At 75.4% G+C, this 17,704-nt stretch carries 13 protein-coding genes and 1 pseudogene; 8 read left to right on the forward strand and 6 right to left on the reverse strand.

The features are described 5' to 3' along the window. Window positions 1-64: 64 nt before the first annotated feature. Complete coding sequence (locus ACZ4VL_RS25110) at window positions 65-913, forward strand: LysR family transcriptional regulator (RefSeq protein WP_468204053.1); 849 nt, start codon at window positions 65-67, stop codon at window positions 911-913. A 9-nt stretch (window positions 914-922) separates the two neighbouring features. Here ACZ4VL_RS25110 and treZ read toward each other — a convergent pair whose 3' ends face one another. Then, window positions 923-2,686, reverse strand: a complete 1,764-nt coding sequence (treZ, locus tag ACZ4VL_RS25115) for a malto-oligosyltrehalose trehalohydrolase (protein WP_468204055.1) — start codon at window positions 2,684-2,686, stop codon at window positions 923-925. Between the two features lie 120 nt (window positions 2,687-2,806). Here treZ and ACZ4VL_RS25120 point away from each other — a divergent pair, with 120 nt between their 5' ends. Next, window positions 2,807-3,367 (forward strand): DUF1707 and FHA domain-containing protein, encoded by a 561-nt coding sequence (locus ACZ4VL_RS25120; RefSeq protein WP_468204057.1) that lies wholly within the window; start codon window positions 2,807-2,809, stop codon window positions 3,365-3,367. 68 nt (window positions 3,368-3,435) lie between these two features. Then, on the forward strand, window positions 3,436-4,026 hold the full coding sequence (locus ACZ4VL_RS25125) for a GNAT family N-acetyltransferase (RefSeq protein WP_468204059.1): 591 nt from the start codon (window positions 3,436-3,438) through the stop codon (window positions 4,024-4,026). An 85-nt stretch (window positions 4,027-4,111) separates the two neighbouring features. On the opposite strand, the gene ACZ4VL_RS25130 is transcribed toward ACZ4VL_RS25125, so the two are convergent. Together ACZ4VL_RS25130 and lpdA are read right to left on the reverse strand one after the other, a co-directional pair. After that, window positions 4,112-5,443: a M14 family zinc carboxypeptidase gene (locus tag ACZ4VL_RS25130; protein ID WP_468204061.1), complete on the reverse strand. Its 1,332-nt coding sequence runs from the start codon at window positions 5,441-5,443 to the stop codon at window positions 4,112-4,114. 106 nt (window positions 5,444-5,549) lie between these two features. Then, the gene (gene lpdA / locus ACZ4VL_RS25135; RefSeq protein ID WP_468204063.1) at window positions 5,550-6,953 is read right to left on the reverse strand and encodes a dihydrolipoyl dehydrogenase; all 1,404 of its coding nucleotides are present in this window, start codon (window positions 6,951-6,953) and stop codon (window positions 5,550-5,552) included. An 85-nt stretch (window positions 6,954-7,038) separates the two neighbouring features. On the opposite strand from lpdA, the gene ACZ4VL_RS25140 reads away from it, so the two are divergent. Then, on the forward strand, window positions 7,039-7,989 hold the full coding sequence (locus tag ACZ4VL_RS25140; protein ID WP_468204066.1) for a LysR family transcriptional regulator: 951 nt from the start codon (window positions 7,039-7,041) through the stop codon (window positions 7,987-7,989). Here ACZ4VL_RS25140 and treY read toward each other — a convergent pair. Next, window positions 7,894-10,317: a malto-oligosyltrehalose synthase gene (treY, locus tag ACZ4VL_RS25145; protein WP_468204068.1), complete on the reverse strand. Its 2,424-nt coding sequence runs from the start codon at window positions 10,315-10,317 to the stop codon at window positions 7,894-7,896. The two genes, ACZ4VL_RS25140 and treY, sit on opposite strands and share 96 nt — an antisense overlap. 82 nt (window positions 10,318-10,399) lie before the next feature. Between treY and ACZ4VL_RS25150 the strand changes: the two genes are divergently transcribed. Then, entirely contained in the window at window positions 10,400-11,755 is a 1,356-nt protein-coding gene (locus tag ACZ4VL_RS25150; protein ID WP_468204070.1) for an MFS transporter, read from the forward strand. Between the two features lie 30 nt (window positions 11,756-11,785). Here ACZ4VL_RS25150 and glgX read toward each other — a convergent pair whose 3' ends face one another. Further along, window positions 11,786-13,900 (reverse strand): glycogen debranching protein GlgX, encoded by a 2,115-nt coding sequence (gene glgX, locus ACZ4VL_RS25155; RefSeq protein ID WP_468204081.1) that lies wholly within the window; start codon window positions 13,898-13,900, stop codon window positions 11,786-11,788. A gap of 312 nt (window positions 13,901-14,212) precedes the next feature. Here glgX and ACZ4VL_RS25160 point away from each other — a divergent pair, with 312 nt between their 5' ends. Together ACZ4VL_RS25160 and ACZ4VL_RS25165 are read left to right on the forward strand one after the other, a co-directional pair. Then, window positions 14,213-15,589, forward strand: a complete 1,377-nt coding sequence (locus ACZ4VL_RS25160; RefSeq protein WP_468204072.1) for an SAV2148 family HEPN domain-containing protein — start codon at window positions 14,213-14,215, stop codon at window positions 15,587-15,589. Window positions 15,590-15,794: 205 nt separating this feature from the next. Further along, window positions 15,795-16,508, forward strand: a complete 714-nt coding sequence (locus ACZ4VL_RS25165) for an exonuclease domain-containing protein (protein ID WP_468204073.1) — start codon at window positions 15,795-15,797, stop codon at window positions 16,506-16,508. A gap of 8 nt (window positions 16,509-16,516) precedes the next feature. Here ACZ4VL_RS25165 and ACZ4VL_RS25170 read toward each other — a convergent pair whose 3' ends face one another. After that, window positions 16,517-17,389, reverse strand: a complete 873-nt coding sequence (locus ACZ4VL_RS25170) for a phosphotransferase enzyme family protein (RefSeq protein WP_468204075.1) — start codon at window positions 17,387-17,389, stop codon at window positions 16,517-16,519. 220 nt (window positions 17,390-17,609) lie between these two features. Here ACZ4VL_RS25170 and ACZ4VL_RS25175 point away from each other — a divergent pair. Continuing rightward, window positions 17,610-17,704: pseudogene (locus ACZ4VL_RS25175) on the forward strand (N-acetyltransferase); the annotation flags it as partial.

The following is a 17,704-nucleotide window of genomic DNA, read 5'->3' on the forward strand; positions in this document are numbered from 1 at the left end:
CCCACTTCAGCACCAACGATTGTTCCTGGATGCTCCATAAGCAAAGCTGATAAAGCTGATGACCATGGATCCGCACCTCCTGCGCACCTTCGTCACCGTGGCCCGGCTGGCCTCCTTCTCCGCCGCCGCCCGCGAGCTGGGCTACACCCAGTCCGCCGTGTCCCAGCACATCGCCGCCCTGGAGGGCGACCTCCGCACCGACCTGCTCACCCGCCGGCCCGTCGCCCCCACCCCCGCCGGGCTGCGGCTGCTGGAGCACGCCGCACCGCTGCTGCTGCGGCTCGACGCGGCCCGGGCCGACGTGCTCCGGCTGGCCGCGGCCCCGCCCGGCCGGGTCACCCTCGCCGTGTCGCCGCTCGCCGTCGGGCCGAGGCTGCTGGCCGCCCTGCCGGCCACCGGGGTCGAGCTGCGGGTCGTACCGCCCGACCAGGTGCCGGCCGCCGTCGCCACCGGCGGCTGCGACCTCGGGCTCGTCGACGGCCTCGCCGCCGCCAGCGACCCGCTGCGGCTGCCCGACGTGGCCCCGCTGACCGTCACCGGCATCGGTGAGGAGCCCCTCGCCGTCCTCCTCCCGGCCCGGCACCCCCTCGCCGGGCGGGCCGCCCTCCGCCTGGACGACCTCGCCGACGCCCGCTGGCTCGACGCCCCGCACGCCGCCCTCGCACCGCCCGCCGCCGTCCGCACCGCACCGGCCCTGCGCTACGACGGCACCGACCTGCACGCCCTGTGCGCCCTGGCCGCCGCCGGGCACGGCCTGGTCCTGCTGCCCCGCCGGGTAGCCGTGACCGCCGCGGCCGGGGTGGCCGTACCCCTGGCCGACCCCCGCCTCGTCCACCGCACGGAGCTCCTCACCCCCCGTACGCCCACGCCCGCGGCCGCCGCCCTGGCCGCCCGGCTCGCGGCCCCGAACTGACCGGCGGGGCTACGGCGCCAGCAGGACCGCCGACTCGGCCGGGACGTGGACGCGGCCCTCCGGGTCCGGGGGATCGACGGGGGCCCAGGAGGCCAGCACCTGGACCCCGTTGCGGCCCAGGGCGATCACCGCCGGCTCGGGGGCGAGGTTCACCACCACCCGTACGTCGCCCCGCCGGAAGGTGATCCAGCGCCGCGCCTCGTCGTACGCCACGCGCACCGAGGCCAGGTCCGGGTCCCGTAGGTCAGGGTGGCTGCGGCGCAGCCCGACCAGGGTCCGGTACCAGGCCAGCAGGCGCGCGTGCGGGTCGCGCTCCGGCTCCGCCCAGTCCAGGCAGGACCGGTCCCGGGTGGCCGGGTCCTGCGGGTCGGGGACGTCACCGGCCTGCCAGCCGTGGGCGGTGAACTCCCTCCGCCGGCCGGTGCGGACCGCCTCCGCGAGCTCCGGGTCGGGATGGTCGGTGAAGTACTGCCAGGGCGTGCCGGCGCCCCACTCCTCGCCCATGAACAGCATCGGCACGAACGGCCCGGCCAGCACCAGCGCCGCCGCGCACGCCAGCAGTCCGGGGGAGACGGACGCGGCGAGCCGGTCGCCCTGCGCCCGGTTGCCGATCTGGTCGTGGGTCTGGCTGTAGCCGAGGAACCGGTGCGCGGGGGTGCGGCGGCGGTCGACCGGCCGGCCGTGGGTGCGGCCCCGGAACGCCGACCAGGTCCCGTCGTGGAAGAACGCCCGGGTCAGGGTCTTCGCCACGGCCGCGAGCGGCGCCTCGGCGAAGTCGGCGTAGTAGGCCTGGGACTCGCCGGTCAGCGCCGTGTGCACGGCGTGGTGGAAGTCGTCGTTCCACTGGGCGTGCAGGCCCTGCCCGCCCTCCGTGCGCGGGGCGGTGGTCCGCGGGTCGCACCGGTCGGACTCGGCGATCAGGAACAGCGGCCGGCCGGTCTCGGCGGCGAGCGCGTCCACCGCCGCGGACAGCTCCTCCAGGAAGGTCAGCGCACGGCCGTCGGCCAGTGCGTGCACCGCGTCCAGGCGCAGCCCGTCGATCCGGTAGTCGCGCAGCCAGGCGAGCGCACTGCCGGTGAAGTACGCGCGGACCTCGTCCGAGCCGGGCGCGTCCAGGTTCACCGCCGCACCCCAGGGCGTGTGGTGGGTGTCCGTGAAGTACGGGCCGAAGGCGGTGAGGTGGTTGCCGGACGGCCCCAGGTGGTTGTGGACCACGTCCAGCACCACCCCGAGTCCGGCCGCGTGCGCCGCGTCCACGAACCGGGCGAGCCCCGCAGGGCCGCCGTACGGCTCGTGTACCGCCCACGGCGCGACCCCGTCGTACCCCCAGCCGTGCCGGCCGGGGAACGGGCAGACCGGCATCAGCTCGACGTGCGTGACGCCGAGCGCGACCAGGTGGCCGAGGCGGGCGGCGGCCGCGTCGAAGGTGCCCTCCGGGGTGAACGTCCCCACGTGCAGCTCGTACAGGACCGCGTCCTGCAGCCGGATGCCGGGCGCCGGCGCCCCGGGCGCCAGGGATGCGACGTCCACGACGGCCGAGGGGCCGTCCGGCCCGTCCGGAAGCCGCCGCCCCCGCGGATCGGGCCGTACGGTCGGGTCGTCGCCCAGCAGGAACCCGTACCGGTCCCCGTCGGCGGCCGGGGCGGCGACGGCCCACCAGCCGTCCCGGTCGGGATCGCGCTCCATGTCGTACACGGCCCAGGCCCCGGCTCCGGCGTGCGCGAGCCGCAGGGCGACCCGGTCTGTCTGCGGTGCCCACACCTCGAAATGCACGGGCGGCTCCCTCGTCTGCGGCGGTACCGGAACGTGAGCTTTGCCTTGTGTCGTACCCATCATTGCCGGTGGCCGGGGCACTTCTGGACACTCCGGCCCTGACGGGCCGACAATCACCCTGTGACGTCGAGTTTCGAGTTCCCCGCCTACCCCGCGCCGCGCCTCTCCGATGCGGAGCGCGACCTCGCCCTGGGCAAGCTCCGCGAGGGAGCCGCCCTCGGCAAGCTGTCGCACGACACCTTCCTGCGCCGGATGGAGCTCGCCCTCGTCGCCCGTCGCTCCGAGGAACTCGCCGTCCTCGTCGCCGACCTCGACGGCCGGGACAAGGAAGCCGCCTGGACCCGCCGCCTGTTCGGCTGGGTGGGTCGGGTCTCGGCCGTGTCCGCCGGGGTCCGGCGCGCCTGGCACGCGGAACGGCTGCCGAAGCTGCTGCTCCCGAACCCGGGCGCGCAACCCCTGCGGATCGGCCGCGACCCGGGCAACGGGCTCCGCCTCACCGACGAGACCGTCTCCCGGGTGCACGCCGAACTCGGCATGCGCGACGGGATGTGGGTCCTGACCGACCTCGGCTCCTCGAACGGCACCACCGTCAACGGCCGCAGGGTGACCGGCTCCATCGTGGTCCGGGACGGCGACCAGGTCGGTTTCGGCCGCATGTCCTTCCGCCTGTCGACGGTCTAGCCCGTACCGGCGGACGGGGAAAGGGCGGCGCGCGCCGGAACGGGGCGCACCCCCTGAAGATGGTGCGCATGGACCACACGCCCGACGCATCCCAGACGCCCCACCCGCCCGTCGTGCGCCCCGCGCGCCCCGAGGACCTGCCCCGCCTCGTCGAGCTCGTCCACGAGCACATCGCCTACGAGAAGTCCGCGCCCCGGCCCCCGGGCCTCGCCGACCGGCTCGGCCCCCACCTGTTCGCCGAGGACGCGCGGGCCTGGGTGCTGCTGGCCGAGGACCCGGAGGGCCGGGTCGTCGGATACGCCGCCTGCTCGGCCGAGTTCACGTTCTGGGACGCGGGCCACTACCTCCACATGGACTGCCTCTACCTCGCCGAGGCGGCCCGCGGGCACGGCCTCGGCGCCGCGCTGATGGACGGTGTGGCCGCGCTCGCGCGCGCACGCGGCCTCACCCAGGTGCAGTGGCAGACTCCCGACTGGAACGAGGGCGCGATCCGGTTCTACGACCGGCTCGGCGCCCGGAGCCTCGCCAAGCGCCGCTACTCCCTGCCCGTCGAGCCCGTCGAGCCCGCGGGGCCGGTCGAGCCCGCGGGGCCGGTCGAGCCCGCGGGGCCGGTCGAGCCCGCGGGGCCGGTCGAGCCCGCGGGGCCCGTGCGACCGTAGGGATCGTGGAGCCCGTACGGCCGCAGGGCCCGGCGCGCCCCCGTACGGCCGGCGGACCCGTACGGCCCGCCGGCCGGTGCCGGCGTCACGGGGAGGCGCGTTCGGCGTCGGCGAGGCGGGCGTACGCGGCCAGGACGGTGCGCGTCTGGTGCTCCACCTGGTCTGCGACCGGGACCCGGCGGGCGTGGAACCGGGTGGCGAACTCCGCGCACCAGCCGGTGACGAGCCGGTCCAGGCCGGGCGCGGCCGGATGGTCCTGGGCGTGCAGCACCCGCAGCAGCATCGCGGCCGCGCGCAGGGACAGCCGCCGCCCGAAGGCGTCGATGCTGGCGATGCGGGCCGTCGAGGCCTCGGCGGGGGCTCCGGCGCCCGTCCACTCGGCGGTGATCCCGGGGATCAGGCCGAGCGTCCAGTCGACGGCGCGCAGCAGCGGGGCGGCGTCCGGGGCCGCGCCCGGCAGTGCGTCCGCGGCCCGGTCCCGCACCGCGGAGACGAGCGCGGCGTCCCCGGCGAGCCGGTCCGCCAGGAGCCGCAGCGCACCGCGCGGGTCGGGGTGCGGGGCCGGGTCGTCCACCAGGTCGGAGGCCCACATCGGGACTTCCACGATGGCGGTGGTGCCGGCGTAGCGGTGGGTGCGGTACCAGGTGCTGAGCCGGATGTCCTCGGGGTGGAACGCCCCGGCCGCGTCGTGCCCGCGCGGGGGCATCACGAAGATCCCGGGCCCGGGGGAGGGCCAGCCGACCGCGTCCGAGGCCCCGGTCTCCACGGGGATCCGCAGTTCGGCGGCCGACTTGGCGAACGGCTCGGCGAGCCCGGGTATGTTCCGCGTGACCTGCACCCAGGAACCGCCGAGGTCGGTGCCGTGCAGGGAGACCTGGAGCATCGGCCGCAGCTCGTCGATGAGGCCGGTCAGCGCCCGCGTTTCCGGCGGCAGCCGGTCCGGGGGCAGTAAGGACGGCGCCCACTCGGGCTGCTCGGGGCCGGGCGGCCGGTAGAAGTTCCGGTGGTAGTCGAGCAGGGAGTCCGGGCGCGGGGTCCGGTGCAGGGCGGCGCCGTCGGGATCGGCGCACAGGAGGAAGTGCCAGGTCCGGTCGGCGGCGTCCGGCGGCGTCCCGGGCGTCCCGGGCGTCCCGGGCGTCCCGGGCTGCCCGGCCGGGGCGAGGCGGCGGGCCAGGGCGAGGGCGGTGGCGCCGCCGACGGGCTCGTTGGCGTGCGCGCCGGCCACCACGAGCACGCAGCGGTCCTGCGGCCGGCCGCCGTCCGCGGCAGCCACGGACAGGAGCCAGAGGGGTTCCCCGCCCCGGGAACTCCCGATCTGGCGCAGTCGGATCCGGCGGGGGTGTTCGTCCGCCAGAGCGCGGGCGGCCAGCGCGAGTTCGTGCGGTGTGGGGTAGCGCAAATCGCGGAGGTGGGTCACGTCTGATGCAATGCCCGCCGCGCACGCCCCCTACTGCTCCGCGCGCCCCACACTTCCCGATATCCCCTGGCCAAAGCCTCCCCCGCGGGGGTCGGCATCCCGCCGACTACCGCTGGTGCAGGCCGCGGCCGGCCAGGGTCAGGAACACCTCGCCCACCGCCTCCGACAGCGTCGGGTGGGCGTGGACGTGGCGGGCCACGTCGGACGGCTCCGCGTCCCAGCCCACGACCAGCTGGCTCTCCGCGATCATCTCCGACACGTGCGGCCCCACCAGGTGCACCCCCAGCACCCGCCCGCCCCGCTCCGCGACCACCTTCACCGTCCCGCCCTGCCCGTGCACCATCCCCTTGGCGACTGCCGTCAGCGGCATCGAGCCCACCACCACGTCGTACGCCAGGTCGCGGGCCTGCGCCTCCGTCAGCCCCACGGCGGCAGTCTGCGGCGCCGAGTACGTCACCCGCGGCACCGCCGCGTAGTCCACCGGCGCGGCCAGCACCCCCGCCAGGGTCTCCGCCACCAGCAGCCCCTCCGCGAACGAGGCGTGCGCCAGCCCGGGCGAGGGCGGCGGCAGCAGGTCACCGACCACGTGGATCCCCGGCACGGCCGTCTCCAGCCGGGACCAGTCGGCGGGCGCCACGAACCCCCGCGCGTCCGCGGCCAGTCCCGCCGCCGCCAGGTCCAGCCCGTCGGTCACCGGAACCCGGCCCACCGCGACCAGCAGCCGCTCCGCCGCCACCTCCTCGACGTCCCCGCGCGGACCGCGCACGACGGCCCGCACGCCCCCGCCCGCGAGCCGCTCGACACCCTCCAGCCGCGCTCCGGTCCGCACGTCGATGCCGCGCCGGCGCAGCCCCCGCCCCAGATGCCGGGACACGTCCGCGTCCTCCAGCGGAACGATCCGCTCCGCGGCCTCCACGAGCGTCACCTCCGCCCCCATCGACCGGTGGAAGGAGGCGTACTCCACGCCGATCGCCCCACCGCCCAGCACCAGCACCGACCCCGGCAGCCCCGGCGCGAACAGCGCGTCGTCGCTGGTGACGACCGTGTGCCCGTCGGGCTCCAGCCCCGGCAGGACGCGCGGTCGCGACCCGGTGGCCAGCACGATGCCGCGCGCCGCCGTGAACTCCCGTCCGTCCGACGTCCGGACGGACCGCGGGCCCGTCAGCCGTGCCGAGGCCTGCACCAGGCGCACCCCGGCCTGCCGCAGGTGCTCCTCCACCCCCCGGTGGTTGCGGGCGACGATGTCGTCCCGGGTGGCGGTCAGGGCCCGCCAGTCCACCCCCTCCACCGCCACCCGCACCCCCCAGCGCTCCCGCGCCTCGGCGGCCCCGTCGACGAGCTCGGCCGCGTGCAGCATGGCCTTGCTCGGTATGCACCCGCGGTGCAGGCAGGTCCCCCCGACCTTGTCGCGCTCCACGAGGACGACGTCCAGGCCCAGGGCCGCGGCGCGCAGGGCGGTGCCGTACCCGCCGGTGCCGCCGCCGATCACGATCACATCTGCGGTGTTCATGCCCCCCACCCTGCGGCCCGGCCCCGCCTGCCGTCCAAGGCAATGATCTTCTCGGACCCATGCAGGACGCTTATGCTTCCCGTCCATGAGCCTGCGTCAGATGGAGTACTTCCTGGCGGTCGTGGAGGAGTCCTCCTTCACCCGAGCCGCCGACGCGCTGCACGTCACCCAGCCCGCCCTCTCCCACCAGATCAAGGCCCTGGAACGGTCGGTCGGCGGCGCGCTGCTGGAACGCATGCCGCGCGGGGTCCGCCTCACCCCCATGGGCCGCGCCTTCCTGCCGCACGCCCAGCTCGCCGTCCGCAGCGCCGGCCAGGCCCGCCGCGCGGCCCGCGCCGCCGCCGGGGCCGCCGGCGGCGAACTGCACGTCGCCACCGTCCACTCCGTCGCCGTCGGGCTGCTCCCGGCCGTCGCCGCCCGCTGGCACAGCCGCCACCCCGGCGTCCAGCTCGTCCTGCGCGAGTACGCGTCCACCGAGGCCCTGGAGGAACAGCTGGACCGCGGAGTCGCCGACCTCGCCGTGGGGCCGGAGCCCAAGGAGTGGACCGGCCCCGTCGTCCCGGCCGGCCGGGAGGAACTGGTCCTCGTCGTCCCCATCGACGACCCGCTGGCCGGCCACGGCTCCGTACGCCTGGCCGAACTCGCCGACCGCGACTGGATCCGCTGCGCCATGGAACCGGTCGTGCACGGCGAGCCGTTCCTCGACTGGGCGTGCGGCAAGGTCGGCTTCACCCCGCGCACGGTGCTGCGCACCGAGCACACCTCCACCGCCGTCCGCATGGCCGCCGCCGGCACCGGGGTCGTCATGGCCCCCGCCCACACCGCCCGGGGCGCCCTCGGCGAGGACTGCACGCTGCTCTCCTTCGACCCGCCGTGGCACCGGCCCCTCGCCGTCTTCTCCCGCGTCCCGCTCACGGGCGCGGCGGAGGCCTTCGCCGGCCTACTGGCCGTCCCGCCCCGGGTCGCCCCCGCCGGGTCCCCCGCTCCCGCCGGGTCCGCCGCCCCCGTCGTGTCCGCCGTGTCCGCCGTCCCGTAGGAGGACCGCCACCGGCCGGGCCGCCAGCAGCTCCGCCAGCCCCACGCCGCCCTCGTACGGGCCCGGCGGCGGCGCCGTGCCGGCCGCGGGCGGCAGGACGGGCCGCCACCGCCCCGGCGGCAGCGGCAGGACGGTGCCCCGCCAGCCCCCCGACCGGGCCAGCCGGAGCGAGAGCCGGGTCGCCACCGCGACCAGGCCGCCCGGCCGGACGAAGGCCAGGCAGTGTCCGGCGGCCGGGCCGCGGGCGGCCAGCGCCGCGTACCCGGTGAACACCCCCGGCCGGTCCCGGCGCAGCCGCAGCAGGGCGGCCGTCAGCGCGAGCTTCTCCTCCGCCACCCCCTCCGGCGCGGCCCCCGCATCGAGCCGGGCCAGTGCCTCGCGGGGGAACAGCGCCGGGCGCCGGTTGTCCGGGTCCACCAGCGCCCGGTACTCCGTCTCGGCGCCCTGGTAGACCTCCGGGACCCCGGGCATCGCCAGGTGCAGCAGCGCCATCCCCAGCAGGTTGGCGCGGGCCGCCTCCGCGAGGGCCCGCGGGAGCTCCGCCCCACCGGCCCCTGCGGAGGCGTACCGGGCGACCGAGGCCTCGTACGCCGGGTCCTGCTCGGTCCAGCTGGTGTGCAGGGCGGCCTCGCGGACGGCCTTGAGCAGCGCCGCCCCGAGCCGCTGCGCGCGGTCCGGTACCTCGCCGAGGCCGTACGCCGTCTGCCGCGCCACCCAGGCCAGCTGGGGGTCGTCCCCCGGGGCGGCCGCGCCGGCCCCGGCCGGGTCCATCGCCTCCGGCGCCTGTGACAGGGCCGCGATCCGGGCCCGGACGTCCGCACTGCGCTTGGTGTCGTGGGTGGACAGCACCGTCCCCGAGCCCGGCCAGTCCCGGTCGAGGGCGGCGCAGTACGCGTGGAACCCGTCCGGGTCCACCGCGGGCCGCCCGGGGTCCCCGCCGACCTCCGTCGCCGACAGCAGCGGGGCGTACCGGTAGAAGGCCCGGTCCTCCAGCGCCTTGGCGCGCAGCGCCGCCGAGGTCTGCGCGAAGCGCGCCGCGAACGCCGCATCCCCCCGCAGGAGGTCCCGCACGCCGCCCGCCGCCCGCGCACCGGCCCGCCGGGCGGCCTCCGCCAGGGCACCCGGATCCGGCTCCCCGTCCCCGGGGTACGGCCGGTAGACGGGGTAGGCGATCAGTGCCTCGCGAACGGCCGGCGCCGCCTGCGGCCCGGCCGCCCGCTCCAGCGCCCCCAGCTCGGCCGCCAGGTCGCCGGTCAGCACCTCCCGGGCGCAGGCGCGGGCCGTCTCCTCCCAGCCGGGCAGGCCCGTGGACTCCCGGTAGCAGCGGTCCAGTTCGGCGGCCCCCGCCGGGTCGGCGAACACCCCGTCCACCTGCCGCAGCGCGTCGTACCCGGTGGTCCCCGCCACCGGCCAGCCGGCCGGCAGCCGCTCCTGCCCGGCCAGGATCTTCTCCACCACCACCCAGCAGTCGTCCCCGACGGCCGTGCGCAGCCGCCGCAGGTACGCCGCGGGGTCCGCGAGCCCGTCCACGTGGTCGATCCGCAGTCCGGCGGCCACGCCGTCGCGCACCAGCTCCAGCACCTTCGCGTGCGTCGCCGCGAACACCTCCGGGTCCTCCACCCGGACCCCGATGAGCTGCGAGATCGTGAAGAAGCGGCGGTAGTTGAGCCCGGTGCGGGCCTCCCGCCAGCAGGCCGGCCGGTACCACTGGGCGGCCAGCAGCTCGGGCAGTGGCAGCCCCTCCGTCCCGGCGCGCAGCGGGAACTCCCAGTCGTCGCCGACCTGCAGCAGCCCCGCGCCGGCCGTGCACGCGGCCGGGTCGAGGGGCTCCCCGAGCACCGGCAGCAGCAGCTGCCCGCCGCCCGCCTCCCAGTCGATGTCGAACCAGCGGGCGGACGGAGAGCGCGGCCCCTCCCGCAGGACCTGCCACAGGGGCCGGTTCAGCCGCAGCGGCGAGGGCACCGCCATGTGGTTCGGCACGATGTCCAGCACCAGTCGGAGCCCGTGCTCCCCGGCCGTGGTGGCCAGCCCGCGCAGCCCGCGCTCGCCGCCGAGCTCCTCCCGCACCCGGGAGTGGTCGGTGACGTCGTAGCCGTGGGCCGAGCCGGGAACCGCCTCCAGGACGGGGGACAGGTGCAGGTGGGAGACCCCGAGCGAGGCGAGGTGCGGAACGGTCTTCTCGGCGGCGGCGAACGGGAACTCCGGGCACAGCTGGAGGCGATACGTCGACGAGGGCGACGAGGGCGACGAGGGCGACGAGGGCGTCGCCCGGGCGGCGGTTGTCGGAACGTCAGGTTCTGTTTTGAGGTGAGTATGACGCCGGCTCATGAGAACGTACGTACCCTCCTCACCGGATTCCGTGCCATGACCCAATGCATTCGGGTGACTGCGCCGGGTTAGCGTTTCCAGAGTGGTTGGAACCGTCGCTACCTATCGAAGAGTCATCGCCCTGACCGGGCCCCTCCTCCCGCTCGTCTCCTTTCTCGCCCGGCTGCCCGTCGCCATGACGCAGTTCGGGAGCGTGCTGCTGGTCGCCGAGACCAGCGGCTCCCTCGCCACCGCCGGCATCGTCGGCGGCGTCCTCTCCGCCGGGCAGGTCCTGTGCGGGCCGCTGCTCGGCCGGCTCGCCGACCGGCACGGGCAGCGGCCCGTCGTCCTGGCCGCCGCCGCGGTCAACGCCGTCACCACCGCCGCCCTGGTCGCCGGGGCCCTCGGTGGCCTGCCGGCCGCCCCGCTCGCCGCGATCGGCGCCGTCGCCGGCGCCTCCGTACCCCTCGTCGGCCCGCTGGCCCGGACCCGTTCCGTGGCGCTCGCCCACCGCGCCGGGGCCGGGGAGGACGTGGTCGGCGCCGTCCACTCCCTCGAAGGCACCCTGGACGAGGTCTCGTTCGTCCTCGGCCCGGCCCTCGTCGGCCTCGCCGCGCTCGGGGCCCACCCCGCGCTCGCGCTGGGCCTCGCCGCCGCCCTCGTCGCCGTCTTCGGCACCGCCTTCGCCCTGCACCCGACGGCGGGGGCCGCGGCCACGGCGTCCGCCGCCGGGAGTCCCGCGAAGACACCGCGCGGCGGGCGGGCCCGGCAGCCGGGGATCGTGCACGCCGTCCGCGGATCGCTCCTGCTCCAGGGCGCCATGTTCGGCGCCTGCCAGGCGGGCATCGCCGCCCTCACCGCCCGCCTGGGCGTCCCCGGCCAAGCCGGGACCGTCTACGCCGCCATGGGCGTCGCCAGCGCCGGCGTCGGGCTCGCGCTCGGCGCCCTGCCCGCCCGGTTCGGCCTGCGGCTGCGCTGGCGGGCCGCCACCGGGGCCGCCCTCCTGCTGTCCGTACCGCTGCTGTTCACGCACGCCCTGGCCCCGCTGTACGCGGTGGTCACCGTGCTCGGCGCCGCGTACGCCCCGCACCTGATCACCGCGTTCGCGCTCACCGAGCGGGCCGTGGAGCCCGCCCGGCTCGCGGAGGCCACCGCCTACGCCGCCAGCGCGCTCGTGGCCGGGCAGGCGCTGGCCCTGGCCGTCTCGGGGCGGCTCGCCGAGGCGTACGGGCCCGGCGGCGCCTTCGCGGTCGCAGTCGGCGCGGCTGCGGCGGCCCTGCTGCTCGCCCTCACCACCCGCGTTCCGGCCGCCCGCGCGCACTCCACCGACCGGGCCTTCATCCCGTCCCAGCAGACCGCGTCACCGCAGGCGGTGACGGCGCAGGCGGAGGCGCCGCGGGGTGCCGCACCCGGGCCTCGGGGTGCCGCGCCGCGGGAGGCCGCGCCGCGGTCCGTCTGACCGCGGCGCGCCGCCGCCCGGCCCCCTCCGTCACTCAGGCCTCTGGAGCACCACCAGGGAGCGTCCCGTCAGCGTCACCCGGTCCCCGGCCGCGAACTGCGGCCCGGTGCCGGGTGGCAGCACCTCCGGCCGCGCCGTGTCCACCACCAGCCGCCACTGCGCACCGTGGCCGGCCGGGAGCGTGAACTCCTGCGACTCCGCACCCGCGTTGAACATCAGCACGAACGAGTCGTCGACGATCCGCTCCCCGCGCGCCCCCGGTTCGGAGATGGCCTCCCCGTTCAGGAACACCGTCAGCGCCCGCGCGTGCTGCGCCTGCCAGTCGCGGGCCCGCATCGGCTCCCCGTACGGGGTGAACCAGGCGATGTCCGACAGCTCGTCGTGGGTTCCCTCGACCGGCCGCCCGTGGAAGAAGCGGCGCCGCCGGAAGACCGGGTGGTCCCGGCGCAGCCACACCATCCGGCGGGTGAACTCCAGCAGTGGGGGCACCTGTTTGCCCGGCTCCGGCCACTCCAGCCACGACAGCTCGTTGTCCTGGCAGTACGCGTTGTTGTTGCCGTTCTGGCTGCGGGCGAACTCGTCGCCGTGGCTGAGCATCGGCACCCCCTGCGACAGCATCAGAGTGGCGACGAAGTTGCGCATCTGCCGTTCGCGCAGTTGGAGGACCTCCGGATCGTCGGTGGTGCCCTCCACCCCGCAGTTCCAGGACCGGTTGTGGGGTTCGCCGTCCCGATTGCCCTCCCGGTTCGCCTCGTTGTGCTTCTCGTCGTACGAGACGAGGTCGTGCAGCGTGAAACCGTCGTGGCAGGTGTGGAAGTTGATGGAGGCGAGGGGGCGCCGGCCGTCGTCCTGGTAGAGGTCCGAGGAGCCGGTCAGTCGGCTCGCGAAGTCCGCGAGCGTCTTCGGCTGCCCGCGCCACAAGTCCCGTACGGTGTCCCGGTACTTGCCGTTCCACTCGGTCCACAGCGGCGGGAAGTTCCCCACCTGGTAGCCGCCCTCGCCCAGGTCCCAGGGCTCCGCGATCAGCTTCACCTGGCTGACCACCGGGTCCTGCTGGACCAGGTCGAAGAACGACGACAGCCGGTCCACCTCGTGGAACTGCCGGGCGAGCGTGGCCGCCAGGTCGAAGCGGAACCCGTCCACGTGCATCTCGGTCACCCAGTAGCGCAACGAGTCCATGATGAGCTGCAGGACGTGCGGGGAGCGCATGAGCAGCGAGTTCCCGGTCCCGGTGGTGTCCGTGTAGTGCCGCGGATCGTCCGCGAGCCGGTAGTACGAGGCGTTGTCGAGCCCCCGGAAGGACAGAGTCGGGCCCAGGTGGTTGCCCTCGGCGGTGTGGTTGTAGACCACGTCCAGGATCACCTCGATCCCGGCCTCGTGCAGGGCCCGGACCGCCGACTTGAACTCCAGCACCTGCTGGCCGCGGTCGCCCGAGGCGTAGCCGTTGTGCGGGGCGAAGTAGCCGATCGTGTTGTAGCCCCAGTAGTTGGTCAGCCCGTCGTCGACCAGCCGGTGGTCGTGCACGTACTGGTGCACCGGCATCAGCTCCAGCGCGGTCACGCCCAGCTTCGTCAGGTGGCCGATGACCGCCGGGTGCGCGAGGGCCCCGTACGTGCCGCGCAGCTCCTCCGGGAGCTCGGGGTGACGCATGGTCAGCCCCTTGACGTGGGCCTCGTACAGCACCGTCCGGTGGTACTCGTGGCGCGGCGGGCGGTCGTTGGCCCAGTCGAAGTACGGGTTCACGACGACCGAACTCATCGTCCGCGGGGCCGAGTCGAGGTCGTTGCGCGAGTCGGGCCGGCCGAAGTGGTAGCCGTACACCTCCTCGCCCCAGTCGATGCCCCCGGCGATCGCCCGTGCGTACGGGTCGAGGAGCAGTTTGGCCGGATTGCAGCGCTGCCCGCGCTCCGGCTCGTACGGCCCGTGGACCCGGAAGCCGTACCGCTGGCCCGGCATCACGCCCGGTAGATAGGCGTGCCGGACGAAGGCGTCGGTCTCGCGTAGTTCCACGGCCGTCTCGGAGCCGTCATCGTGGAGCAGGCACAGTTCGATGCGGCGCGCGGCCTCGGAGTAGACCGCGAAATTGGTGCCTGCGCCGTCGTAGGTGGCACCGAGCGGATACGCGTGTCCCGGCCAGACCTGCATGGACAACGACTCTTCTCCCGTCTTCCCCGCGGCGTCGGGCGGCCCGTCCGCGGCCCTGGGGCCGCCGATCCGTGCCATGAGCAGGATCTTCCCCGAAAGAGGGGCTGTACGCGGGGACTTGGGATACTCCTGCCGGGTGACCCGGTGTGGCGATATGCGGGTCAGCGGACTGTGTGCGCATCCGATAATGGGTCAACAGATCACCTGTGTACGGTCCATCGGGTCGCATCGGGCTGCACCGGGCGCCGACCTCGGAGTACCCTTCCGTGATCACTGGAGACGGGCGTCCAGAACGCAGAAGGCGGTGCACGGGTGAGCTCGGGAGGGCTGGAGCTTCCCCCTGGTGACGGCGGTCACGAGGGTGGCTCGGCGGACGCCCCAGGAGGCGCACCCGGCGGTGCGTCCGGCGGGGTGCCGGAAGGCGCCGGGGGCGGCGGGATCGGGGGATCCGGGGGGCCTGCGGGATCTGGGGGAACCGGAGTGCCCGGGGGGTCCGGCGCGGTACCCGGCGGGGCGGTGTCCCTGGTGGCGCCGGAGGCGCCCGGGACGGTACGGGCCGGCGCCGAGCTGGACTGGGGCGCGGACGCCTGGACCGAGGTGCGTACCCGGGCACAGCGCGCGGGCCGCGCGTACATCTGGCTGAATCTGATCGAACAGCGGCTGCGGTCGGTGGTCGGCGCGGTCCTGCGCCCGATCTACGAGCCCGTCCACGGCGAGGACGACTGGGTCGTCGCCGCCGCCGGACCCGCCGGCCAGGAATGGGTGCAGCGGGCCGTCGCGGTCCGTGAGGTCAGCCGCCGCAAGGGCTACCTCCTCGACCCCGCCGACGACAACGTCCTCAGCTTCCTGACGCTGCCCCAGCTGCGCGAGCTCATGGTCCAGCACTGGCCCTGCTTCGAGCCGTACTTCGACGACCGGCGCGAGATCGAGCTCGCCCTCGACGAGCTCGAAGTCACGCGGAACGTGGTCTCCCGCAACCGCGCCCTGTCCCGGCCCGTACTGGAACAGGCCGAGCGCGCCTCGGCCCGGCTGCTGGAGGTGCTGGGCGGGGGAGCCGGCTCCCCGTCGGCGGACCGGCTGCCGATCGACGCCGTCGAGGACCTGGTGGGCGACCGGTACGCCGACGTGGTCTCCGTCCACCCCGACCGGGTCCGGCTCCAGCGGCAGCTCCCCGCCGAGGACCTCTTCGGCGGGGCGCGGCGGCTCGACGCCATCGGCATAGGGCTCAACCTGCTCGTCCAGAACTACTCCGGCCGAAGACTCGTCCGGCTCACCGAAGCCGGCTGCCGGGTCCGGCTGCTGTTCCTCAACCCGGCCAGCAGCGCCGTCAAGCGCCGCGAACGGGAGCTCGGGCTGCGCAAGGGCGAGCTGAGCCGCTCGGTCGAGATGAACATCCTCCACGTCCGGCGGGTCCGGGCCGGGCTGCGGGACCCCTCGCGGTTCGAGATCCACGTCTTCGACGAGACCCCCCGCTTCACCGCCTACCTGGTGGAGGGGGAGAACTCGGGCATCGCGGTCGTGCAGTCGTACCTGCGCCGGGCGCGCGGCATGGAGGCCCCGGTGCTGGTCCTCCGGGGCGGCGGGGCGCGGGCCGCCGCAGCCCCGCCGCGTGACGTGGAACACGGACTTTTCCCCACGTACCGGGAGGAATTCGAGTCCATCTGGCAGGACTCCCGCCCGGTGTCGTGACTGTCAGTGGGTCGTGGCAGGCTGAAAGTCGTCGGCCGGGGGATGTGCACCGGTCGACGGCTCATGGCTGACGGCTGGCTTACGGCTGATGGCTGACGGCTGGCTTGGCTGACTAGTGGTGCCGGGAACCGAGGACTTACGGCCCGGACGGTACGGGGGAGGGGCGCGTGATGGGGGACCGGCACGCCGGAGCGGGGGGTACGCGATGACCTGGATCAGCGGGCCCCTGGTGGCGTTCGACACGGAGACCACGGGTACGGACGTCGAGAACGATCGCATCGTCACCGCGGCCCTCGTCCGGCTGGAGCCGGACGGGGCGGTCTCGGCGGAGCGGACGTGGCTGCTCGATCCGGGGGTGGCGATACCCGAACAGGCCTCCGCCATCCACGGCATCTCCACGGACCACGCCCGCGAACACGGGGTCCCGGCCCCGTCCGGGGTCGAGGAGATCGCCCGGGCCGTCGCCGAGGTCCTGCGCTCGGGGACGCCGCTCGTGGTGATGAACGCGCGCTACGACCTGTCCTTGCTGGACCGCGAGTGCCGGCGGTACGGACTGGAGTCGATCGGGGAGCGACTCGGCAACGAGCCCTCGCCGGTCATCGATCCACTGGTCATCGACAAGCACGTCGACCGGTACCGCAAGGGCAAGCGCGCCCTGCACGCGCTGTGCGCCCACTACGGAGTCTCGCTCGACGACGCGCACAACGCACGGGCGGACGCGGTGGCCGCCGCCCGCGTGGTGCGCCGCATGGCCGAGAAGCACCGACCCGTCGGGGCGATGGCCCTGACCGACCTGCACGACCTCCAGGTCGGCGCGGCGGCGGCGCAGTCCGCCTCCCTGCAGGCCTACCTGCGGCGAACCACGGACCCCACGGCGGTCGTCGAGCCGTCCTGGCCGCTCACACCGCGGAGCCGGTAGGCCTGGGACTAGAAGGCGTGCCAGCGCAGTTCCGTGTCACCCTCGCGGAGGGATGCCACCCGGCGCTGGAACTCGGTCAGCGCCTTCGGGTTGGTGGGGGCGTGCTGGGCGACCCAGGCGCAGCTCGCGGTTTCGCGGGCGCCGCGCAGGACGGCGCAGCCCTCCCAGTCGCGCACGTCCCACCCGTAGGCGGTCACGAACGCGTCGTACGACGCGGCGGGCAGGCCGTACCGGTCCCGGGACAGGGCCATGACGACCAGGTCGTGCTCCCGCAGGTCCGTCGAGACGGTCTCCAGGTCCACCAGGACCGGACCGTCGGGGCCGACGTGCACGTTGCGGGGGAGCGCGTCGCCGTGGATGGGGCCCGGCGGGAGGTGCGGGGTGAGGGCGGCGACCTGGTCGCCGTAGCCGTCGCGCCGGGCCCGTAGGTACGCGGCGTCCGCCGGGTCGACGGCGTCGCCGGCCAGCCGCAGCCAGCGCTCCACTCCCCCCAGCAGGTCGCGCGCGGGCAGCGCGCACGGCGGCGCCGGCAGCTCGTGGATGCGGCGCAGCAGTACCGCCAGGTCCTCCGGTCCGGCGGGCCGGACCGCGTCCGGCAGTCGGCGCCACACCGTCACCGGATGCCCGTCCACCAGCCGCGGTTCCGGCTCGGCGGCCCGCACCGCCGGGATACCGGCCTGCTCCAGCCAGAGCGCGACGGCGAGTTCCCGCTCGGCCCGCGGGAGGAGGGTGGCCTCCCGGCCGACTTTGACGACGAGGTCGGCGATGGCGAACACCGCGTTCTCGCCGAGGGAGAGGAGGGTCGCGGCGGGGGACGGTTCTCCGGGCGGTCGGGTGAACCCTGCGGTCGCCAGTACGTCTCTGGCCCGGGCCTCGTCCATGGGGGTTACGGCCTTCTTTCGGATGGGGGAGTGCCTTGAGGCGTTCAGTCTCGCATCGGGGGAAGGCGGCGCCGGTCACGCCCAGGGGAGCGGCAAGGGGGAGGGGTTTCCCGGCCGCCCATTGTCCTTCCGGTGCGGAACGGGAGCCTCGATCGGGTGATCGAGGGCCTTGCCGAAATCCAGGGGAGCGGACGGCCGCGCGCTGCTACGGTCGGGCCCGATGAGCTGGCTTCCCGATGATTTCGTCCACCCCGTCCTGGTACCGCTGCCGGGCGGTGGTCATCACCTGCGGCCGATCCGGGAGGCGGACACCCC

This window comes from Streptomyces sp. NPDC029014, assembly GCF_055564695.1.